This window comes from Kocuria sp. KKT182 (assembly GCF_055635395.1).
Map to the genome: position 1 here is coordinate 2046408 of NZ_CM145757.1, position 21850 is coordinate 2068257.

Sequence of the window (21850 nt, forward strand, 5' to 3'; positions counted from 1 at the left end):
GACCTCTTCCCGCCCGCGGACCGGATCCGAGCGGCCGCGCCCTCCGCGCCGCCGCCCGGCCCGGCCGGTCAGCCGGTGTTGCGCAGGCCGGCGGCCACCCCGTTGATGGTGATGAGCAGGGCCCGCTGCAGGCCCTCGTCGACCTCCCCGCCCTCGGCGTCCTGCTCCCGGATCCGGCGGAGCAGCTCCACCTGCAGGTAGGAGATGGGGTCGAGGTACTGGTCCCGCACCTCGAGCGTCTGCTTCAGGGTGGGGTTGCCGTCCAGCAGCTCCGCCTGCCCGGTGAGCCGGGCGAGCTCGTCGAGGGTGAGCTCGTACTCGCGGCGGATCACCTCGAACACGTGCTGGAGCCGCTCGGGCACCAGCGCCCGGACGTAGTGGGCGGCGATCTCCAGGTCGGTCTTCGCCACGGTCATCTCCACGTTGGAGATCACGGAGCGGAAGAAGTGCCAGCGCTCCAGCATGGTGCGCAGGTCCCCTTCCATCCCCGCCTCGCGGGCGGCGCGCAGGCCCGAGCCCACCCCGAACCAGCCGGGCACGATCTGCCGGGACTGCGTCCAGCCGAAGACCCACGGGATGGCCCGCAGCCCGGACAGGCCCTTGTCCGACGACGGGCGCTTGGCCGGGCGGGAGCCGATGTTCAGCGCGCCGAGCTGCTCCACCGGGGTGGCGGACAGGAAGTACTCCGGCAGGTCGGGGTCCTCGACCAGGCCCGTGTAGGAGGAGAAGGCGGCGTCGCTGACCACGTCCATGACCTCGCCCCACCGGTCCAGCTCCTCCTCGGTGGAGCGCGGGTCCTGGTGCAGCGCCGTGGCACGCAGCACGGCGGCCAGGGACAGCTCGAGGTTCTCCCGGGCCAGGGCGGGGAGGGAGAACTTGTCGCTGATCACCTCGCCCTGCTCGGTGAACTTGATCTCGCCGGCGAGGACGCCGCTGGGCTGGGCGAGGATCGCGTCGTGGGTGGGGCCGCCGCCGCGGCCCACGGAGCCGCCGCGGCCGTGGAAGAGCCGCAGCCGCACGCCGTGCCGGGCGGCGACGTCGCGCAGCCGGCGCTCGGTCCGGTGGATCTCCCACCGGCTGGTCATCACCCCGGACTCCTTGTTGGAGTCGGAGTAGCCGAGCATGACCTCCTGGATGTTCCCGCGCGCCGCGACCACCCGCCGGTAGGCCGGGTCGGAGAGCAGCTCGTCGATGACCTCCGCGGAGCGGCGCAGCTCCCCGACGGTCTCCAGCAGCGGTGCGAAGCCGAGGGTGGCGCGGTCCTGCTCGCCGGTGAGGTCCACCAGCCCGGCCTCGCGGGCCAGGATCACGGGGGCCAGGATGTCGTCCGCGTCGCGGGTCATGGACACGATGTAGGTCTCGACGATCTCCTCGCCGTAGGTCTCCTGGGCCCGGGCGATCTCCCGGAAGACCGCGAACGTCCGGTCCGCGTCGCCGTCGAGGTGCACGGCGCCCGTGGACAGCCCCGGCGGGGCGAGCGGGCGGCGGCCGGCGAGCTCCCCGGCGAGCGCCGCGGCGCGCGCCCCCCGGTCCATGTCCGCGTACGGCTGGTCCAGCTCGCCCAGCCGGTCGAGCAGCTGCCCCACGGCCTCGTGGTGGGCGTCGGCGTGCTCGCGGACGTCCAGGGTGGCCAGGCCCAGGCCGAAGCCGGCGATGGTGCGGGTCGCCGCGGCGAGCGAGCCGTCGGCGGCGAGCGCGCCCGCGTGGTGCCGCAGCGAGCGTGCCACCACGTCGAGGTCGGCCACGAGCTCGGCGGTGGTCCGGTAGTCCCGGCCCGGCTCGTGGACGGTCTCCTCCGCGAACCGGCGGCGGGTGTTGATCAGCTTGGCCTTGATGCAGGTGAGCTTGAGCCGGTACGGCTCCTGCGCGTTGAGCTCCAGGACCCGCGGGTCCAGGCCGGGCAGGTGGGCCACGTCCCGCTCCACGGACTCGCGCAGCTCGGGGTCGACCTCGACGATGGCGGTGGAGGGGGACAGCCGGGAGACCAGCACGTCCAGGAAGCTCAGGGCGATATCGACGGCCGCCTGCCCCTGCAGCTGGAGGACCCGGCGGGTCATCTCGGGGGTGACGTTGGGGTTGCCGTCCCGGTCCCCGCCGATCCAGGACCCGAAGCGCAGCGGCGGGGGGCCGGCCGGCAGGTGCACGTCGTGCTGCGAGAGCTGGTCCTCGAGGTCCGCGAGCAGCACGGGCATGGTCTCGGTGAGGACCTCCCGCAGGTAGTACAGGGCGTTGCGGGCCTCGTCGAGCGGGGTGGGGCGGTTCTGGCGCAGTTCGTCGGTCTGCCACAGGAGCTCGATCAGCTCGGCGAGGCGCCGGTCCTGGCTGCGGCGCGCGGCGGAGCCCTCGGCGGTCTCGCGGGCCAGGATGTCGGAGAGGTGCCGGATCTTGGTCAGCACGGAGCGCCGGGAGGCCTCGGTGGGGTGCGCGGTGAACACCGGCCGGACGTCCAGGCTGCCCACCGCCTCGCGCAGGGCGTCGGGACCGGCCTCGGCGGCGACGTCGGCGACCGCCGCGGCGAGCCACCCCTCGTCCTCGGGGCGGCGGCCGAGCACGCGCACGCGGTGCACCTGCTCGGCGGCGTTGGCCAGGTGGAAGTAGTGGGCGAAGGCCCGCACCAGGTCCGTCGCCCGGTCCAGGGGCAGGGAGCCGAGCAGGTCGCGGACCTGGCCCGCGGCGTCGTCGGCCCCGGAGGCCTTGGCGTCCTTCGCGTCCTTGGTGAGCCGGCGGACCTGCTCGACCAGCTCCAGCAGCTCCTCGCCGCGCTGGCGGGCCAGGGTCTCCCCCAGCAGGGTCGTGATGCGGCGGACGTCCGCACGCAGCGGGGCGTCGATCACCTCGGCGCGGTGGCGGTCGGGGGCGGCGGTCCGGTCGTGCTGAGTCGTCATGTCGCGGCTGCTCCTGGCTGGTCGGTCGTCACGGGTGCGCGCACGACCGACGAGCGGTCGCGCCGTCGGTGCCTACCGTGCCAGCCTACCCCGGGTGATCCACGTCGCACGGGCCGCCCCGGGGAGGTCCCGCGGGGGACGATCCCCGGAAACCCGTGCCGGACGGGGCAGGGAGCGGTAGGTTCGGCGGTGAGCACACCTCGCGCGCGCCAGGAGGCACAGGCCATGAGCCAGCACCCGCACGGTCCCGGCGGCCCGCACCGTCCGGGCGGCGGGCCGCCCCCGCGGCTCCCCGGCGGACCGGGTCCCGGCACGGTCCCGCCCGGGCCGCCGATGACGGCCCGGCTGCGCCTGCTGCTGCGGCTCACCCTGCTCTCGTTCGCCGTCAACGTGGCGGACACGTTCGTGCAGACGGTCGCGGGCCCCAGCGCCCAGCTCCCCGGCATGGAGGACCTGGCGCGGGTGCCGGGGCTCCCCGGCGCCGGGCTGTCCGCCGCGCTGGCGCTCCTCGGCGTGGTGCTGACGACGGCCCTCTACGCGCTGGTCTGGTTCCCGCTGCGCGAGCAGCTGCAGTGGGGCTGGATCCTCGGCATCGTCTTCTGCTCCCTGGCCGTGCTCGGCGACCTCTTCGACCTGGCGGTGTTCCTGCTGGGCGGGCACCTGCTGCCCGGGCTCAGCACCGCCGTCCTGGTCGCGGTCAACGTCGTGTGGCTCGTCATGGCCGGCCACCCCGGGGTGCGGGCGGCGCTGCGCTGACCGGACGAGGAGCGGCCCGGGCGGGACGCGGCCCCGGGGGCGGTCAGGCGCCGGCGGTGACCGGCGGGGCGGCCGACCAGGGGAAGACGATCCAGTCGTCGGTGGCCTTCCACAGGTAGTCGGGCCGGATCACGGAGCGGGGCTTGCCGTAGATGACGGCGGAGCGCGCCTCCGCGCCCAGGCCGCGCAGCAGCTCCAGCACCAGGGCGAGGGTCCGCCCGGAGTCGGCCACGTCGTCGACGACGAGCAGCTTCCGGCCCGCGATGGACTCGGTGTCCAGCATCGGGGCGAGCAGCACGGGGTCCGGCAGGGTCTGGTGGACGTCGGTGTAGAACTCCACGTTGATCGCGTCCGAGAGCTTGACCCCCATCGCGTAGGACAGCGCACCGGCCGGGAGCAGACCGCCGCGGGCCACCGCGATGATGATGTCCGGCAGGAAGCCGCTGTCCACGACGCTCTGGGCGAGCTCCTGGGTCGCTTCGCCGAAGCGTTCCCACGTGAGGATCTCCTTGCCCTCGAGCTCGAGGGCGTCCGCGTGATAGGCCATGCGCCTCAGGCTACCGGAGCCCCGGAGCGGGTGGAGCCGCGCGCCCGAAGGTAGTAAGTTCACTGATCGGATCGTTGTCCACCGGAGCCCCTCGCGGGGCTCCCCCCGTACCGGAGAGGACGCCATGCCCCAGCACCCGGCGCAGGGCCGCACCGCCCTGCTCGTCATCGACATGCAGAACTCGTACTTCGACTTCCCCGAGCTCGAGGAGCAGCGGGAGCCCGTGACGGAGAAGGTCAACGAGCTGATCCGGGCGGCCCGCGAGGGCGGTTGCCCGATCGTGCTGATCCGCACACAGCACGAGCGGGACGGCTCCACGTGGACCGTCAACATGCACGACGACGGGCAGGGCTTCGCGTTCCCCGGCACGGAGCAGTCCGAGTACGTGGCCGGTCTCGACACCGAGGGCGGGACGGGGCTGGTCAAGACCCGGGACAGCGCGTTCTTCGACACGGACCTCGCGGCCCGGCTGCGCAACCTGGACGCCACCCACCTGATGCTCTGCGGGATCTCCACGCACAGCTGCGTCGCCCAGACCGCGATCGACGCGTTCGCCCACAACTTCCGGGCCGCGGTGGCCCGGGACGCCGTGGCCTCCGAGAACTCGGAGCTCTCCCGCGCGCTGCTGGCCTTCCTCGAGGACGAGATGCGCCAGGACATCCTGCACCAGGACGAGGCCGTGGCCCGGCTGCGGAGCTGAGCGCCGGGCCCGCGCTGGGAGCGGCGCCTCGGGAGCCGGCTCACGGGCAGCAGGAGCAGCCGGGGCCGCACCCTTCCGCGTCGTCGTCGGCGTCCGCGCCGACGAGGACGGCCGCCGGCGTGCAGCAGGCGTCCCCCCGCCAGGCCTCCAGGCCCTCTCGCAGCGCTACGACGGCGATCACCAGCGCGGCGACCGGGTCGGCCCAGGCCCAGCCCAAGGCGCTGTTGAGGACCAGGCCCACCAGCAGCACGGCCGAGAGGTAGGTGCACAGCAGGGTCTGCCGGGAGTCGGCCACCGCTGAGGCGGAGCCCAGCTCCCGGCCGGTGCGGCGCTCGAACCAGGACAGCAGCGGCATGACCACCAGGCTCAACGCTGCCAGTCCGATCCCGACCGGGGAGTGCTCCGGCTCGGCGGCCCCGAGCAGGGCGCGCAGTGCGTCGACGGTGACGAAGACCGCGAGCCCGAAGAAGGAGAAGGCGATCACCCGCATGGCCGCCCGCTCCCTGCGATGCGGGTCCGGAGCGGCGAACTGCCAGGCCACCGCGGCCGCCGACAGCACCTCGACGACGGAGTCGAGGCCGAAGCCGATCAGTGCCGAGGACGAGGCGACGGCACCGGCGGTGATCGCGACGATCACTTCGAGGACGTTGTAGGTGATCGTGCCGGCCACGATCCACCGCACCCTCCGGTGCAGGAGAGCCCGCCGGTCCGCCGTGATGGGCCTGGGGCCGAGAGAGGTCGAGCTCATGCGCAGGTGCAGCCTTCCGGGGAGCAGCAGACCGGGTCCACGGCGACCACCAGGTCCAGCAGCTCTCCCAGCGCACCGCCCAAACGGGGGTCGGCCAGCCGGTACCAGGTGTTGCGTCCCTCGCGGGTGGCCTCGACGAGCCCGCACCCGCGCAGGCAGGCGAGCTGATTGGAGACCACCTGCTTCGACACGCCGAGGCTCTCGGTCAGGTCCGTGGGGCGCGCCGGGGCCTCGCGCAGGGACAGCAGGATCCGGGTGCGGACGCCCTCCGAGAGGGCGCTGCCGAACCGGGTCAGGGCAGCGGCGTGGGTGGAGCCGACCGAGGTCATACTCCAACAGTACACGTTGGCGTGTACTGAGTACTCGGGAAGGCCGATCGCCCGGAGCTCAGCCGGTGACGGGCGCCGACAGGTCGGCGGTCATGTCCTCGACGTAGCGGCGCACCTCGGTGCCGAAGAGCTCGATGCTGCGCCGCATCCGGGCGTGGTCCAGGGTGCCCACCGCGTACTTGAGGTCGAAGCGCGAGGCGCCGAGCGCCGCCGAGGACCGGACGATCTTGCGGGCGACCGTCTCCGGGGAGCCCACGAAGTAGGCGCCCTCCGGCCCGCACATCGCGTCGAACTCCGCGCGGGTCAGCGGGCCCCAGCCGCGCTCCCTGCCGATCCGGGCGTGCGTGTACGCCTGGTGCGGGAAGAACTCCTCGCGGGCCTGCTCGTCGGTCTCCGCGACGTAGCCCGGGGAGTGGAAGGCCACCGGCTGCGGCTCCTTCTCGAAGTGCTCGAGGGCCTGGCGGTAGTAGTCGGCGAAGGGCGCGAAGGCCGAGGGGCTGCCGCCGATGATCGCGAAGATGACGGGCAGCCCGTAGTGGGCGGCGCGGACCACCGAGTTGGGCGAGCCGCCCACGGCGATCCACGTGCGCAGCGCGCCGGCCTCGGTCTTGGGGTAGACCTCCAGGCCCTGGATGGGCGCGCGCAGCCGGCCCTGCCAGTCGATCCGGCCCTCGGTGCGGAGCCGGTCGAACAGCTGCAGCTTCTCCTCGAACAGCGCCTCGTACTCGTCCAGCGGGTAGCCGAACAGCGGGAAGGACTCGGTGAAGGAGCCGCGGCCCAGGATGACGTCGGCGCGGCCGGACGAGAGTGCGTCCACGGTGGCGAAGCGCTGGTAGACCCGCACCGGGTCGTCGGAGCTGAGCACGGTCACCGCGGAGCCCAGGCGGATCCGCTCCGTGACCGTGGCGATGCCGGCGAGCACCGTCTCGGGCGAGGAGACCGCGAAGTCCTCCCGGTGGTGCTCGCCGATGCCGAAGAAGTCCAGTCCCACCTGGTCGGCCAGCACCGCCTCGGCCACGACGTTGCGGATCACCTGTGCCCCGCCGAGCATCCGCCCGTCCGGCCCGGGGTAGAGGTCGCCGAAGGTGTTCAGGCCGAGCTGGATGGTCATGCGGGGCTCCTCGTCGCAAATTTTGTGGATACATCCATAAAAGTCGTGGGTGAGCCGGCTTATTCCGGTGCCGCTGCGGCCGGGGTCCGGCTCAGCGGGTGAGCCATTCCCAGGCGGTGTGCTTCTCGGGGCCGGGGACGCCGCTGACGATCCACGCGATGTCGTCGGTGGGAAGCGGGAACGGGGGCTCCCCCTCCTGGTCGGCGGGCTCGAGCTCGTCCACGTGCTCGAGGCTCCACAGCTCGGCGAACACCTGGGTGGGGCCGCGCCGGTCCACCAGCCGCTCGCGGACCTCCTCGGCGAGCTCGTCCAGGTGGTCCTGCAGGAACCCGGCGAGCTCCGCCGCGAACCCCTCCGCCCCCTCCTCCGCGGGGTCGATCTCCCACGTCTGCCGCACGACCGCCAGGACCTCGTCGTCGCCCAGGGGGGCGCCGTCCCGCCGGGGGTCGGGCGCCCCGGCGGGGGCCGGCTCGCCGGCGGCGACGGCCAGGAAGCGCTCCTGGAGGACGAACAGCGCGGCGACGGTCATCAGGTCGCGCACCCGCCGGCCGACGGCGTCGTCGTCCTCCGGCCCGGCGACCGCGCCGTCGACACCCCCGCCGGCGAGGCCCTCCCAGGCGTGGCGCACCCAGGCGCGGACGCGGTCGGGCTCGCCCGAGCGGATCGAGGACGGGCGGATCGAGGACGGGCGCCACCCGGCCGTGGCCGCCCGCCACCGGTCGTCCAGGGCGGGGTCCCCCGGCACGACGGGCTCGGAGGGGCCGGGGCGGTCGGCGGGCGGGTGGCTGAACACGGTGCGGCTCCTGGGTCGGACGGACGTGGCGCGGGACGCGCGGTCCGGACCCAGCCTAGGACGTGTCCCGGCGGTCCCCGGGCCCCGTCCGGAGCGGACGGGGCCCGGGGCCTCGGCAACAGGTCAGCGGCCGGTCAGCAACAGGGCGGCATCACGGCTCGGGGTGCACCACCATGGCGGAGCCGCCGTAGCCGCGCTCGGTCTCGGCCGCCGCCTCGAAGCGGCCGTCGCCGAGGATCCGGATGGCGGAGGCGTTGCCGATCCAGCGCACGTCCTCGAGCTCGTGCCCGAGGGCGATCAGTTCGTCGCCCGTGGGCGAGTCGAGGAGACCCAGGTCGGTGCCCTCGGCCCCGTTGCGGGAGCTCAGCCGGGGCGCGGCCACGGCGTCGACGAGGTCGAGGTCCCGGTCGATGTGCCCGGTGAGGATCTGCGCCACCGTGGTGATGATCGTGGCGCCGCCGGGGGTGCCCACCGACATCCACGGCTCCCCGTCCCGGAGCACGATCGTGGGGCTCATCGACGAGCGGGGCCGCTTGCCCGGGCCGGGCAGGTTCGGGTCCGGCACGCCCTCGGTGACGGGCGCGAAGTTGAAGTCGGTCAGCTCGTTGTTGAGCAGGAACCCGTGGTCCGGGACCGTGATCCCGGAGCCGCCGGTCTGCTCGATGGTGAGGGTGTAGGAGACCACGTCGCCCCACCGGTCGGCCACGTTGAGGTGGGTGGTCGAGACGCCGCCGACCGGCTCGGGCTGACGGGCCCCGGGAGTCCCGCACGCGGCGTAGTCCCCGTCCGGCTCACCGAAGGGGATCGGGCGCTCCTGGGCCGCGGCGGGGTCGAAGAGGCAGGCCCGCTCGTCGGCGAACTCCTGGCTCGTGAGCTCCTCGACGGGCACGCCCTGCACGTCCCCGATCCACCGGTTGCGGTCGGCGAAGGCGGTCGCCGTGGCCTCCGAGAAGCGGTGCAGGTACTGGGTCCCGGAGGTTTCGCCGAGGGCCGTCCCGGTGCGCTCGTCGTAGGCCTCCAGGAGGTTCAGGGTCTCGGCCACCGTGATGCCGCCGGAGCTGGGCAGCCCCATGCCGTAGACCTCCAGGCCGCGGTACTCGGTGGAGACCGGGTCCTTGAGCAGGGCCTCGTAGGATCCCAGGTCCTCGAGGGTCAGCTCCCCGGGGAGCACCTCCACGCCCTCGGCGGTGGCGGGCTCCCGGCTCGCGTCGACGACCGCCGCCCCGATCGACCCGTCGTAGAAGGCGCCGGTGCCCTCGTGCCGGATGGTGCGGTAGGTGCGGGCGAGGTCGGGGTTGCGGAACACGGTGCCGACCGCGGGCGCCTCGCCGTCGCGCAGGAACAGCTCCGCGGTCTCGGGGAACTTCCCGAAGCGCTCGGCGTTCTGGGCGGTCTGCTCCTGGAAGTTCTCGTCCACCACGAAGCCGCGGGCGGCGATCCGCTCCGCGGGCCGCAGCAACCGGTGCAGGTCCATCGTGCCGAACTCCTCGGCCGCGGTCTCCCACGTGGCCAGGGTGCCGGGCACGCCCACGGACTTCCCGGAGCTGACCACGGTGGCGAAGTCGAGGGGCTCGCCGCCCTCGTCCAGGAACTCGTCCTCCGTGAACGTAACCGGGGCCGTCTCGCGCCCGTCGACCGTGCGGACCTCGCCGGTCTCCGCGCTGTAGTGCACGAAGAACCCGCCGCCGCCGATGCCCGCGGAGTACGGCTCGGTGACGCCCAGGGCCGCGGCCGCGGCCACGGCGGCGTCGGCGGCGTTGCCGCCCCGCTCGAGCACGTCGATGCCGACCTGGCTCGCGAGCGGGTCCACGGAGGAGACCGCGCCGCCGCCGCCGGTCATGACGGGGACCTTGGGCAGCTCGGCGGTGACCGGCGAGCCCCGGCCCCCGTGCTGCCGGTCGTCGTGCGCGACGGCCGCGGAGCCGCCGAGAACGGTGCCGGAGACGCCGAGCGCTCCGGCCAGACCCAGTGCGAGGTACCTCAGGGATGCGCGCATGGGCTCAGCCTCGCACCGGCGCCTCGTTCCCACCAGGGGCGACGCCTACATTTCGACCGGTGGCGCCGGGGTGCCCAGGCCCGGCGAGGACGCGATCACCCGGCGCACCACCGTCTCGGCGTCCGTCGAGGGGTTCCCGAAGCGGTGCATCGTCACGGACACGGCCTGCTCCGCGAGCAGCGGGAGCATCTCCACACGGGAGGCGCCGACCACCGGCCCGGTGAGCAGCGCGACCTCGGGCCGCTCGGCGAGCGCCTCGGCCAGGCCCGGCGCGGTGCCCACCACCCGGATCCGTCCCGCCCCGCTCGGATCGGACCAGTCGGCGGCGACGCGGGCGAAGGCCTCGTCACCGCAGGGGTCCAGCACCGAGCGGAAGAGCTCCTGCACCTGCGCGGGGACCTCCCCCGCGGGGACGAGGACCACGCGGGCGCCGGAGCGCACGGCGGCCAGCCCCACCCGGATCACGTCCGTGAGCGGGGCGTCCTCGGCCGCGCGCACGACGACGTCGCGCGGGCGGTAGCGGAACAGGTTGGCCTCGGACTGCAGGCCGGTGGGGTCGTGGGCGCGGCCGAACTCCCGGTCCCACCAGGCCTGGTCCTGCTCGGCGCAGGCGGTCAGCCAGGCGGCGTCCGGCTCGGGCACGAGGGGGCGGAGCTCCGCGAGGTGGCGGGCGACGGACACGGAGAGCTCGGTGCCGGCCTGCTCGGCCGGGACCTCCCCGAAGGGAGCCTTCTGCCACGAGCCGAGCTGGACCAGGTAGTTCGGTCCTCCGGCCTTGGCGCCCAGGCCCACCGAGGACCGCTTCCAGCCGCCGAAGGGCTGGCGCTGGACGATCGCCCCGGTGATGCCGCGGTTGACGTAGAGGTTGCCGGCCGCGACGAGCTCCACCCACGTGCTGACCTCGTCGGGGTCCAGGGAGTGCAGCCCGGCGGTCAGCCCGTACTCGACCGCGTTCTGCAGCTCGATCGCCTCCTGCAGGTCCGCGGCCTCCATCAGCCCCAGGACGGGGCCGAAGCACTCGGTGCGGTGGAAGAAGGAGCCGGGGGCCACCCCCGTCCTGATCCCGGGCCGCCACAGCCGTCCGGTGTCGTCGAGCTGCCGCGGCTCGAGCAGCCACTGCTCCCCCGGGTCGAGGCGGGTCAGGGCGCGGTGCAGCTTCTCGCCGGGCTCGGCGATCACCGGGCCCACCGAGGCCTGCAGGTTCTGCGGCCAGTCCACGACCATCGAGGACGCGGCGTCCAGCAGCTGCCGGCGGAACCGCTCGGACCGCGCCACGCTGCCCACGAGGATCCCGAGGGAGGCCGCCGAGCACTTCTGCCCGGCGTGGCCGAACGCGCTGGTCACGAGGTCCCACACGGCCCGGTCCCGGTCCGCGCTGGGCGTGATGACCAGGGCGTTCTTGCCCGAGGTCTCCGCTGTCATCGGCCGCCCCGCCCGCCAGGACTGGAAGAGCCGTGCCGTCTCGTAGGCGCCGGTGAGGACGATGCGGTCCACCCCGGGGTGGGAGACGAGGGCCTGCCCCACCTCCCCCTCCACGGAGTCGACGAGCTGGAGCACGTCCCGCGGCACGCCGGCCTCCCACAGCGCCTCGACCACGGCGGCCGAGCAGCGCCGTGCCTCCGGGGCGGGCTTGTGCAGCACGGCGGCGCCGGCGGCCAGGGCCGCGACCGTGGAGCCGGTGGGGATCGCCAGCGGGAAGTTCCACGGCGGGGTGACCAGCACGAGCCGGTCCGGGACGAACCGGGCGCCGTCCACGGTCTCGAGCTCGAGGGCGCGGCGGGCGTACCAGCGGCAGAAGTCGATCGCCTCCGAGACCTCCGGGTCCGACTGGCCCAGGGTCTTGCCCGCCTCCGCGCCGGCCACCGCCAGCAGGTGCCCGCGGCGGGCGGCCAGGACGTCGGCCGCCCGGTTGAGGATCTCCGCCCGCTCGCGGGCGCCGCGGCCGTGCCATCCCTCGGCGGCGTCCCGTCCCGTGCGCACGAGCCGCTCGACGTCCTGCGCGCCGACGGGGTCGGGCACGGCCAGGGCCTCGTACCAGGACCGGTCCGGAATCCGGGCCGCGATCCCGTCCGCCCACGCCTGGTTCGCGGGGACCGAGACGTCGGTGTCCGGCTCGTTGCGGAAGGGCTCCTCCAGCGGCAGGTGCGCGGACCCGGCGTCGGGCGCGGTGCGGTCCTGGGCGCGGGCGGGGGCCGGGGCGGTGTCCTGCCGCGGGTCCAGCGCCTCGAGGGCGGCCCGGAAGCGCTGCTCCTCCCGTGCGAAGACCTCGTTGTCCGGGGCCAGCTCGAAGATCCCGGACATGAAGTTCTCGTGCGAGGCGTTCTCCTCGAGCCGGCGCACGAGGTAGGACACGGCCACGTCGAACTCGGCCGGGCGCACGGCGGGCACGTAGAGCAGCAGCTGTCCGACGTCGGCGCTCACGGCCCTCGCCTGCTCGACCGCCATGCCCTGGAGCATCTCGAACTCGATCCGCTCCGTCACGCCGCGGCGCTCGGCGAGCAGGTGGGCGAAGGCGATGTCGAAGAGGTTGTGCCCGGCCACCCCCAGCCGCAGCCCCGTCATCCGGCCGGGCACGAACAGCCAGTCGAGGACCCGCTTGTAGTTGGTGTCGGTCTCCTGCTTGCTGCTCCACGTGGCCAGGGGCCAGCCGTGGAGCTCGGCGTCCACGCGCTCCATGGGGAGGTTCGCGCCCTTCACGAGCCGCACCTTGATCCCCGCGCCCCCGGCCTCGACCCGCGCGGCGGACCACACCGAGAGCCGCCGCACCACCGCGAGCGCGTCCGGCAGGTAGGCCTGGACCACGATCCCCGCCTCGAGACCCCGCAGCTCCGGGTGCTCCAGGAGACGGGTGAACACCTCGGTGGTCAGGTGCAGGTCGGAGTAGACCTCCATGTCGAGGTTGATGAACTTGCTCCCGGCCGGGGCCTGGGCGGCGGCCCGGTAGACGGGCAGCAGCCGCTCGACGACCTTCGCCACGGTCCCCTCGAAGCCCCAGTGGGACAGCTGCGGGACCACGGAGGAGACCTTGACGGACACGTAGTCGACGTCGTCCCGGTCCAGCAGCGCCGCGGCGTCGGCGAGGTGCTTGTCCGCCTCCTCCACGCCGAGGACCTCCTCGCCCAGCAGGTTGATGTTGAGCCGGTGGCCCTGGGCCGTCAGCTTCTTCACGGCCTGCCCGAACGGCCGGGGGCGGGCATCGACGATCATGTGGCCCACGAGCTGGCGGAGCCGGGTGCGGGCGGCGGGGACGACCACCTGCGGCGCCGAGGCCGAGAGCGCGGCCCCGAGCCGGATCTGGGCGCGGTCCGCCGCGGACATGGTGCGGGGCACGATCTCGGCGAGCGCGTGCAGGGCCCGCCCGGCGGCCCGCACGTCCTCGGTGCGCACCACCCGGTCCACGAAGCCGACGGTGAACTCGAGCCCGTGCGGGTCCTGGAGGACGGTGGCGAGCCGGTCGGCGGCGCCGTCGCGGTGCCGGCGGCCCTCGGCGGCGCGCACGAGCCACTCGCGGACCAGGGCGACGGCCTCGTCGGCCAGGGCGCGGGAGTCGGGGACGGACGGGGCGTCGGCGGTCATGGCGGCACTCTCCTGGAGGCTCCGCCCGGCAGCGGTGCCGAGGCACTCCCCCGGCCGCCGGCCGCGTCCACCGGGCGTCACGGTGGCCGGTGAGTCCACGCTACGGCCGGAGCGGCCGGGGCGGAAGAGCCCTAACCGCCCGCCTGCCGCAGGATGTCCGTGGCGAGCCGGCCCAGGACGGCCTTGTGCGGGGCGAGCATGGCGTACCAGTAGGCCCGGCCGGCCGGGCCCGCGGGGCGGAACACCGTGGTCTGGCGGTAGACGAGAGTGCCGTCGGGTCCCGGTTCCAGGCAGATGTCCAGCCAGGCGTCCCCCGGCATCCGCACGACGGACCGCAGCCGCAGCCGCCGCGGCGGCTCGAGGGCCTCGACCGTCCACCAGTCCAGGCGCTCCCCGGCCGCCAGGCGGTCCGGGTGCTCGCGGTGGCGCAGCCGCCCGGGCGGGAGGTTCAGCCGGTTGGCCGTGGCGCGGGCGGCCCAGAGGCGGTCGGTGCTGTACCAGCCGCGCTCGCCGCCGATGCCCTCGACGACCGCCCAGACCGCGTCCCGGTCCGCCGTGGTGGTGCGCTCCACGGTGTCGACGTAGAAACCCCGCGTCTGTGCCATGCCCCTATCCAAGCACGCGCTCCGGGCCCGGACGAGAGGCCGGGCCCGCGGGTCTCAGGCCGGGCGGATCCCGAACCGTGCGAGGTGCTCCAGCAGGCCGTCGGTGGTCTCGAGCCCCGGCAGCTCCTCCGGGGCCACCCAGCGCACGGCGTCGGCGTCGTCGCCGGGGCGCAGCACACCGCCGAGGTAGGTCGCGGCGACGTCGTGCACCTCGTACACGAGGCCCGGTCCCCCGGGGACGTGCACCACCCCCAGCTCGCGCTCCGCGCGGACCCGGGCGCCGGTCTCCTCGAAGACCTCCCGGACGGCGGCCTCGGCCACGGTCTCGCCCGGCTCCAGCTTCCCGCCCGGCACGCTCCAGCGCCCGCGCTGGGGCTCCCGGCCCCGGCGGACCAGCAGCAGCCGGCCGTCCTCCCCGACGACCACCGCCGCGGCGGCCCGGACGATGCGCATGCCCCGAGCCTACCGACGGCCCGGGCCGGGCGGCCCCGGGCGGGGCGCGGACCGGACTGCCCCGGGCCCGGTGCGGGTCCGGACTGCCCCGGCGGGGGCGCGAGTAGAGTGCGAGTGCCGCCCGGCACACCGCCGATCCACCGGAAGGGCCACCCGTGACCGACTCCGTCCTGTCGCGCCTGCACGACCCCGTCCGGAAGGGCTTCGCCAGCGACAACCACGCGGGCGTCCACCCCGAGGTGCTCCAGGCCCTGGCGACCGCCAACGGCGGGCACGTGGGGGCCTACGGCGCGGACCCCTACACCGAGGCGCTGCAGGACGTGGTCCGCCGGCACTTCGGCGAGCAGGCGGAGTGCTATCCCCTGTTCAACGGCACGGGGGCGAACGTCGTGGCGCTCGCGGCGATGACCGACCGCTGGGACGCCGCGATCTGCACCGCCACGGCCCACGCGCACGTGGACGAGTGCGGCGCCCCCGAGAAGGTCGCGGGCGTGAAGATGCTGGCGGTGCCCACCCCGGACGGGAAGCTCACCCCGGAGCTGATCGACCGGGAGGCGCACGGCTTCGGCTTCGAGCACCACGCCCAGCCCCGCGTCGTCACCGTCACCCAGTCCACCGAGCTCGGCACGGTCTACACGCCCGAGGAGCTGCAGGCGGTCTGCGAGCACGCGCACGGCCTGGGCCTGACGGTCCACCTGGACGGCGCCCGCCTCGCCAACGCCGCCGCGGCCCTGGACGTCCCGCTGCGGGCGCTGACCACCGACGCGGGCGTGGACGTGGTCTCGTGGGGCGGGACCAAGAACGGTCTGATGGGCGCGGAGGCCGTCGTGGTGCTCACCCCGGACGCCGTGCGCCAGCCCCGGTTCGTGCGCAAGCTCTCGACCCAGCTGGCCTCGAAGATGCGCTTCGTGTCCGCGCAGCTGCTGGCGCTGCACACGGGGGACCTGTGGCTCGAGGCGGCCCGCCGCGCCAATGCGATGGCCGGGCGGCTGGCGGCCGGGATCGCGGAGGTCCCCGGCGCCCGGGTGACGCAGACCCCCCAGGCCAACGCGGTCTTCGCGGTGCTCCCGGCCGGGACCACCGCCCGGCTGCAGGAGCGCTGGCCGTTCTACGTGTGGGACCCGGCCGTCGGCGAGGTCCGCCTGATGTGCTCGTGGGACACCACCGAGGAGGACGTGGACGAGTTCGTGGCGGCGCTGCGGGAGGACCTGGTCGTCGCCGCCCGCTGACCGGCGCCGCTCACGCGACCGCGGGGTGCCGCCGCCCGGGCTCCCGGGGTGCGGTGCAGGCCCCGCGGCACGGGCCCGGCGCGTCAGGCGATCCCGGTGATGATGTCGTCCACGACCCGCTCCGCCCACCGGTCGATCCGATCGGGGCTCTGCCCGCGCAGGGGGCCGTGGACCACGAGCTCCGCGAAGCCGTGCACGGCGCTCCAGCAGGCCCACTCCGCCCCGTCCCGCCGCTCGCGCGAGAGCGCGCCTGCCTCGACCATGCCGTCGAGCGCCTCCACCAGCAGCGCGAACGGCGGCGGCAGGCGGTCGTGGGGGTCGTGGAGCACGTCGCCCGGCCCGCCGCTCGGTCCGAAGAAGGCCGTCGCGAACCACCCCGGCTCGGCCACGGCGAAGGCGATGTAGCCGAGCCCCACCCCGCGGAGCCGGAGCCGCGCCCGGTCCTGCGGATCGAGGTCCCCCGCCACGGGCATCCGCGCCCGCATCCGCTCGGCCATCCGGTCCTGGATCTCGTGCGCGACCGCCGCCAGGAGGGCCTGCCGGTCGGCGAAGTGCCGGTACGCGGCGTTCGGCGAGACGCCCGCCTGACGGGTGACGTCACGCAGCCCCAGGGCCGCCGCACCGCGGGCCCGCGTCGCGGCGAGGCCGGCGTCGACCAGGGCTCTGCGTAGATCACCGTGGTGGTAGGAATCCCGTGTGCGCGGCACCCTTGACCTCTCTTTCCATCGATGTGTACGGTGTACACACTCTACTGGTCCACGGTGCCGCGGGACGACGGCGCACCCTCTGGGCACGGACGGAGGAGTCCCGGCATGCGGACCCTGGTCATCACCGAGAACGTCACTCTCGACGGCGCGATCGAGATGCTCGACGCGCGGTCGTTCGGGTCCGGGGTCGACTGCGCCGCCCACCAGCCGGCCTGAGGCCGGACCGAGGAGGATCTGCCATGACCAGCACAGGACGGCCCCGTGTCGTCGACCAGGAGACCTGGCAGCGGGAGCTCGACGCGCTGCGCGTCCGGGAGAAGGCCGCCACCCGGGAGCTGGACGCGATCGCGGCGCAGCGCCGCCGACTGCCCATGGTGGAGCTGCCGGACTACACGCTGGAGGGCGAGGACGGGCCGGTCCGTCTCGTCGATGTCTTCGCCGGGAGGCGGCAGCTCATCACCTACCACCACATGTGGTTCCCCGGCGAGACCTGGCAGTGCGGAGGGTGCACGAGCTTCACCTCGCAGTTCACCCGCCTGGACTTCCTCGACCGCTACGACGCCCGGTTCGTGGTCGTCACCCGGGGCCCGATCGACGAGGCGCTCGCCTACCGCCGTCGCGTCGGCAACCGCATGACCTGGTACTCCACCGCCGGCAGCCCGTTCGGCGCCGACGTCGGGGCTCCTCCGGGCAGAGAGTTCGCCCTGAACGTGTTCTTCCGGGACGGGGACACCGTCCACCGCACCTGGCACAGCAGCGGCCGCGGTGTCGAACAGGTCAGCCACACCTTCCGCTCATCGACCTGCTGCCCTGGGGGCGCCAGGAGGAGTGGCAGGACTCCCCGAGGGCTGGCCGCAGTCGCCCACCTTCAGCGGGTGGCTCGGCTCCGAGGAGGTCGCCGCCCTCTACGGCGAGGAACGCGTGAACCGCCCTGCCGCCCCCGCCGACTGACCACTGGGTCACACCGGGGTGACGTAGGCCCCGGCGATCCCCCCGTCCACCAGGAACGTGGCGGCGTTGACGAACGAGGCGTCGTCGCTGGCCAGGAACGCGACCGCCGCGGCGATCTCCTCCGGCTCCGCGAACCGCCCGGCCGGCACGTGCACGAGCCGGCGCTGGGCCTGCTCGGGGTCCGCGGCGAACAGCTCCTGCAGCAGCGGCGTGTTGACCGGGCCCGGGCACAGCGCGTTGACCCGGATCCCCTCCCGGGCGAACTGCACGCCCAGCTCCCGGCTCATCGAGAGCACGCCGCCCTTCGAGGCGCTGTAGGAGATCTGCGAGGTGGCCGCGCCCATGACGGCCACGAAGGACGCGGTGTTGATGATCGAGCCCCTCCCCTGCTCGCGCATGTACGGGATGGCGTGCTTGCAGCAGTGGAAGACGCTGGTGAGGTTGACCTCCTGCACCCTGCGCCACGCGTCGATCCCGGTGTCCAGGATGGAGCCGTCGTCGGTCGGGTTGATCCCGGCGTTGTTGAAGGCGACGTCCACCGACCCGTAGGCCTCGTAGGTCGCCGCGTAGAGCGCGATCACGTCGGCCTCGTCCGCCACGTCGGTGCGCACGAACAGCCCCCCGACCTCCTCGGCGGCCGCCTCCCCGGCCGCGGGGTTCAGGTCCGCGACGACGACGTGCGCGCCCTCGGCGGCGAGGCGGCGGGCCGCGGCGAGACCGATGCCGCTGGCCCCTCCCGTGATGACGGCGCTGCGGCCGACCAGACGGCGGGCGTTGACCTCCATGGGTCCTCCTTCGGTGGTGGGGGTTCGGTGGTGGGGGTTCCCCCGGGACGGGTGGTGGAACGGCGGCGTCAGTCGGTGGCCAGGAACACGTTCTTGGTCTCGGTGAACGCCTGCGGGGCGTCCGGGCCGAGCTCCCGGCCGAAGCCGGACTGCTTGAAGCCGCCGAAGGGCGTCCAGTAGCGCACCGAGGCGTGCGAGTTGACGGAGAGGTTCCCGGCCTCGACGGCGCGGGACACCCGCAGCGCGCGGCCGACGTCCCGGGTCCAGATCGACCCGGAGAGCCCGTACTCGGTGTCGTTGGCGATCCGCACGGCGTCCGCCTCGTCCTCGAACGGCACCACGGCGAGCACGGGGCCGAAGATCTCCTCCCGGAACACCCGGGAGTCCGGGGACGGGGTGAGCACCGTCGGCGGGAACCACCAGCCGGGGCCCTCGGGGGCGGTCCCGCGGAAGGCGACCCGGGCGTCGTCGTCGGCGAGGAAGCCGGCCACGGAGTCCCGGTGCGCGGCGGAGACCAGCGGGCCCATCCGCGTGCCCTCGTCCCACGGGTCCCCGCAGGCGAAGTCCCGCACGGCGGGCTCCAGCAGCTCCAGGAACCTCTCCAGCACGGAGCGCTGGACCAGCACGCGGGAGCGGGCGCAGCAGTCCTGGCCCGCGTTGTCGAGGGCGCCGGCGGGGGCGGACGCGGCGGCCTGCTCCAGGTCGGCGTCCGCGAAGACGATGTTGGAGTTCTTCCCGCCCAGCTCGAGGGTCAGGCGCTTGACCTGCTCCGCGCAGCCGGCCATGATCCGCCGGCCCACCTCGGTGGAGCCGGTGAACACGACCTTGCGGACGGCGGGGTGGGTCACGAAGCGCTCCCCCACCACCGAGCCCCTGCCCGGCAGTACGGTGAGCACGCCCTCGGGCAGACCCGCCTCCAGCGCCAGCTCCCCGAGCCGGATCGCGGTCAGCGGGGTGAGCTCGGCCGGCTTGAGCACCACCGTGTTGCCGGCGGCGAGCGCCGGGGCGAAGCCCCACGCGGCGATCGGCATGGGGAAGTTCCAGGGCACGATCACGCCCACCACGCCCAGGGGCTCGTGGAAGGTGAGGTTGACCCCGCCCTGGACGGGGATCTGCCGCCCCGAGAGCCGCTCGGGCGCCCCGGAGTAGTAGGTCAGCACGTCCCGGACGTTGCCCGCCTCCCAGCGGGCGTTGCCGATGGTGTGGCCCGCGTTGCGGACCTCCAGGGCCGCGAGGTGCTCGAGGTCGGCGTCCACCGCGTCGGCGAAGCGGCGCAGCAGCCGGGCGCGGTCGGCGGGGGCGACGGTCCGCCAGGTCTCGAAGGCCCGCCGGGCCCGTTCGATCGCCGCGTCCGTCTGCTCCAGGGAGGTCAGCTCGACGGTGCCGACGACCTCCTCCGTGGCGGGGTCGATGATCTGCGTGGTGGTCATGGGATGCGGGTGTCCTCTCGCTGTGGAGCGTGCTCTGCCCGGCCGGTCCCCCCGGGGCTGTCGTGCCGGGCGCTGTACTGCCGGGCGCGGTCCTGCGCGTAGCCGTGGGCCACGCGGACGAACCCCTCGAAGAGCCGGGAGTCCTTCCGGTTCTCCTCGGGGTGGAACTGGACGCCGAGCGTCCAGCCGCCCTCGGTGGTCTCCACGGCCTCGACCGTCCCGTCCTCGGCGCGGGCGGTCACCACCAGGCCCTCGGCCACCGTCTCCAGGGCCTGGTGGTGGTAGCACGGGGACCACGCCGTCTCGCCCAGCAGCTCGCGGCAGCGACTGCCCGGCTCGGTGGCGAACTCGACCTCGCCGTACCGGCCCGGTCCGGGCTGGTAGCGCGCGGCGTTCGCGTTGACGTCCGGCAGGTGCTGGATCAGCGTGCCGCCGAGCGCCACGTTGAGGATCTGGGCGCCGCGGCAGATCGCGAACAGGGGCACCCCGCGCTCCAGGGCCGCCCGGGTCAGGGCGAGGTCGTGCTCGTCGCGGGAGGGCTGGGACGAGGTCAGCTCGTGCCGGTCGGCGCCGTAGAACCGCGGGTCCACGTCCACGCCGCCGATGACGACCAGCCCGTCCACGAGCTCGAGCACCCCCGGGTCCGTGCCCACCGGGGGCAGCAGCAGGGGCGTGCCCCCGGCCGCCGCGACGGCCTCCACATAGGCGCCCGGGACAATCGCCGCCACGGAGCTCCAGACCCCCCAGGAGCCCTCCTGGTAGTAGGTGGTCAGCCCGATCCGCGGCCGGTACCCGGGCCTGCCCGGCTCAGAGGCGCTCGAAGCCACGGCGCAGCTCCCAGTCGGTGACGGCGGCCTCGAAGGCCGCCAGCTCCACGTCGGCGTAGTGCACGTAGTGCTCGACGACGTCCTCGCCGAACAGCTCCCGTGCGAGCTCCGAGCCGTCCAGCAGGTCCCGGGCCTCGCGCATGGTGGAGGGCACCACGGGGGCGTCGGACTCGTAGGCGTTGCCCTCGGTCATCGGCTCCAGCTCGAGCTCCTGCTCCACGCCGTGCAGCCCGGAGGCGAGCATCGCGGCCAGCGCCAGGTACGGGTTCACGTCCCCGCCGGGGAGGCGGTTCTCCATCCGGGCGGACTGCCCGCTGCCCACGAGGCGCACGGCGCAGGACCGGTTGTCCACGCCCCAGGCCACCGAGGTGGGGGCGAAGCTGCCCTCGACGAAGCGCTTGTACGAGTTGATGGTGGGGGCGTAGAACAGGGTGAACTCGCGCATGGTCCGCAGCACCCCGGCGATGAAGTGCTCGTAGGTGCGGGACCGGGCGTTCCGCTCGCGGTCCCAGAAGACCAGTTCGCGGTCCGGTCCGCGCAGGGACATGTGGATGTGGCAGGAGCTGCCCTCGCGCTCGTTGGGCTTGGCCATGAAGGTGATGGACTTCCCCTGCTGGTGGGCGATCTGCTTCGAGGCCAGCTTGTAGACCACGTGGTTGTCCGCGGTGACCATGCCCTCGTCGTAGCGGAACGCGATCTCGTGCTGGCCCAGGTTGCACTCGCCCTTCGCGGACTCCACGGTCAGCCCGGCCGCGTACATGGCGTTGCGGATCTCCCGCAGCAGCGGCTCGACCCGCTGGGAGCCCAGCACGGAGTAGTCCACGTTGTACTGGTTGGCCGGGACCAGGTTCCGGTAGCCGGCGTCCCAGGCGTCCTCGTAGCTCGTGTTGTAGACGCAGAACTCCAGCTCGGTGCCGGTGACCATGGTGAAGCCCATGTCCCGGGCGCGGTCGAGCTGGCGGCGGAGCATGGACCGCGGGGACATCGGGATGGGCTGCCCGCCGTGGCCGGTGAGGTCGCACTGGATGAGGACCTGGCCGGGGTTGTGCGGCATCAGCCGGATCGTGTCGAGATCACAAGCGAACTCCATGTCCCCGTACCCGGAGGACCAGCTGCTGATCGAGTACCCGCCCACGGTGTTCATCTCCGTGTCCACGGCCAGCAGGTAGTTGCAGCCCTCGGCGCCCTCGTCGAGCACCGAGTCGAGGAAGAACTGCGCGTGGTTGAGCTTGCCCTGGAGCCGGCCCTGCATGTCGGTGAAGGCCAGGACCACGGTGTCCACGAGCCCGTCGGCCACGTGCTGCCGCAGCTGCTCGACGGTGAGCATCCGGTCGTTGCGCGGGTGCTGAGGAGTCTGGGTCATGGGTCCGGTCCTTCGTCGCTGGAATCGCTGGGAACGCTGGGGTGCTGGGGTCGCTGGGC

The 21850-nt window shown here is 74.1% G+C and carries 18 protein-coding genes and 1 pseudogene; 4 read left to right on the forward strand and 15 right to left on the reverse strand.

All coding sequences use genetic code 11. From position 1 onward, the window contains the following. Positions 1-68 precede the first annotated feature (68 nt). The gene (gene ppc, locus ACZ2G1_RS09490) at positions 69-2885 is read right to left on the reverse strand and encodes a phosphoenolpyruvate carboxylase (protein ID WP_470376622.1); all 2817 of its coding nucleotides are present in this window, start codon (positions 2883-2885) and stop codon (positions 69-71) included. Positions 2886-3110: 225 nt separating this feature from the next. Between ppc and ACZ2G1_RS09495 the strand changes: the two genes are divergently transcribed. Then, on the forward strand, positions 3111-3641 hold the full coding sequence (locus ACZ2G1_RS09495) for a hypothetical protein (RefSeq protein ID WP_470376623.1): 531 nt from the start codon (positions 3111-3113) through the stop codon (positions 3639-3641). A gap of 43 nt (positions 3642-3684) precedes the next feature. Here ACZ2G1_RS09495 and ACZ2G1_RS09500 read toward each other — a convergent pair whose 3' ends face one another. Further along, positions 3685-4188, reverse strand: a complete 504-nt coding sequence (locus tag ACZ2G1_RS09500; RefSeq protein ID WP_017832986.1) for a phosphoribosyltransferase — start codon at positions 4186-4188, stop codon at positions 3685-3687. A 124-nt stretch (positions 4189-4312) separates the two neighbouring features. On the opposite strand from ACZ2G1_RS09500, the gene ACZ2G1_RS09505 reads away from it, so the two are divergent. Continuing rightward, positions 4313-4888, forward strand: coding sequence for a cysteine hydrolase family protein (locus ACZ2G1_RS09505; protein WP_470376624.1), 576 nt, complete (start codon positions 4313-4315; stop codon positions 4886-4888). Positions 4889-4928: 40 nt separating this feature from the next. On the opposite strand, the gene ACZ2G1_RS09510 is transcribed toward ACZ2G1_RS09505, so the two are convergent. From ACZ2G1_RS09510 to ACZ2G1_RS09545, 8 genes are all read right to left on the reverse strand, one after another. After that, complete coding sequence (locus ACZ2G1_RS09510; protein ID WP_470376625.1) at positions 4929-5636, reverse strand: cation efflux transmembrane domain-containing protein; 708 nt, start codon at positions 5634-5636, stop codon at positions 4929-4931. Further along, entirely contained in the window at positions 5633-5965 is a 333-nt protein-coding gene (locus ACZ2G1_RS09515; protein WP_109269238.1) for an ArsR/SmtB family transcription factor, read from the reverse strand. The genes ACZ2G1_RS09510 and ACZ2G1_RS09515 overlap by 4 nt, the downstream gene beginning before the upstream one ends. A 58-nt stretch (positions 5966-6023) precedes the next feature. Beyond that, the gene (locus ACZ2G1_RS09520) at positions 6024-7076 is read right to left on the reverse strand and encodes an LLM class flavin-dependent oxidoreductase (RefSeq protein ID WP_017832982.1); all 1053 of its coding nucleotides are present in this window, start codon (positions 7074-7076) and stop codon (positions 6024-6026) included. A 91-nt stretch (positions 7077-7167) separates the two neighbouring features. Beyond that, positions 7168-7869 carry a hypothetical protein gene (locus tag ACZ2G1_RS09525; protein ID WP_470376626.1) on the reverse strand — a complete coding sequence of 234 codons (702 nt, stop codon included), beginning with the start codon at positions 7867-7869 and terminating at the stop codon, positions 7168-7170. Between the two features lie 151 nt (positions 7870-8020). Beyond that, on the reverse strand, positions 8021-9865 hold the full coding sequence (ggt, locus tag ACZ2G1_RS09530; protein ID WP_470376627.1) for a gamma-glutamyltransferase: 1845 nt from the start codon (positions 9863-9865) through the stop codon (positions 8021-8023). A 45-nt stretch (positions 9866-9910) separates the two neighbouring features. Next, entirely contained in the window at positions 9911-13441 is a 3531-nt protein-coding gene (locus tag ACZ2G1_RS09535) for a proline dehydrogenase family protein (protein WP_470376628.1), read from the reverse strand. A gap of 131 nt (positions 13442-13572) precedes the next feature. Then, entirely contained in the window at positions 13573-14046 is a 474-nt protein-coding gene (locus ACZ2G1_RS09540; RefSeq protein WP_035925446.1) for a DUF2867 domain-containing protein, read from the reverse strand. 54 nt (positions 14047-14100) lie between these two features. After that, positions 14101-14499 carry an NUDIX hydrolase gene (locus tag ACZ2G1_RS09545; protein ID WP_109221823.1) on the reverse strand — a complete coding sequence of 133 codons (399 nt, stop codon included), beginning with the start codon at positions 14497-14499 and terminating at the stop codon, positions 14101-14103. A gap of 155 nt (positions 14500-14654) precedes the next feature. On the opposite strand from ACZ2G1_RS09545, the gene ACZ2G1_RS09550 reads away from it, so the two are divergent. Then, positions 14655-15728 (forward strand): threonine aldolase family protein, encoded by a 1074-nt coding sequence (locus tag ACZ2G1_RS09550; protein ID WP_470376629.1) that lies wholly within the window; start codon positions 14655-14657, stop codon positions 15726-15728. Between the two features lie 83 nt (positions 15729-15811). On the opposite strand, the gene ACZ2G1_RS09555 is transcribed toward ACZ2G1_RS09550, so the two are convergent. Further along, positions 15812-16435 carry a TetR/AcrR family transcriptional regulator gene (locus ACZ2G1_RS09555; RefSeq protein ID WP_470376630.1) on the reverse strand — a complete coding sequence of 208 codons (624 nt, stop codon included), beginning with the start codon at positions 16433-16435 and terminating at the stop codon, positions 15812-15814. A gap of 239 nt (positions 16436-16674) precedes the next feature. Between ACZ2G1_RS09555 and ACZ2G1_RS09560 the strand changes: the two are divergent. Continuing rightward, a pseudogene (locus ACZ2G1_RS09560) lies at positions 16675-17386 on the forward strand (DUF899 domain-containing protein). An 8-nt stretch (positions 17387-17394) separates the two neighbouring features. Here the strand turns inward: ACZ2G1_RS09560 and ACZ2G1_RS09565 are convergent. The 4 genes from ACZ2G1_RS09565 to ACZ2G1_RS09580 form a co-directional block, all read right to left on the reverse strand. Beyond that, positions 17395-18171, reverse strand: coding sequence for a 3-oxoacyl-ACP reductase (locus ACZ2G1_RS09565; RefSeq protein WP_035925435.1), 777 nt, complete (start codon positions 18169-18171; stop codon positions 17395-17397). A gap of 68 nt (positions 18172-18239) precedes the next feature. Further along, a complete protein-coding gene (locus ACZ2G1_RS09570; RefSeq protein ID WP_035925432.1) occupies positions 18240-19601 on the reverse strand; it encodes an aldehyde dehydrogenase family protein in 1362 nt (453 codons plus the stop codon). Then, positions 19598-20428, reverse strand: a complete 831-nt coding sequence (locus ACZ2G1_RS09575; protein WP_109221825.1) for a gamma-glutamyl-gamma-aminobutyrate hydrolase family protein — start codon at positions 20426-20428, stop codon at positions 19598-19600. Before ACZ2G1_RS09575 ends, ACZ2G1_RS09570 begins: the two co-directional genes overlap by 4 nt. Continuing rightward, positions 20409-21791, reverse strand: a complete 1383-nt coding sequence (locus tag ACZ2G1_RS09580; RefSeq protein WP_470376631.1) for a glutamine synthetase family protein — start codon at positions 21789-21791, stop codon at positions 20409-20411. Before ACZ2G1_RS09580 ends, ACZ2G1_RS09575 begins: the two co-directional genes overlap by 20 nt. Positions 21792-21850 lie beyond the last annotated feature (59 nt).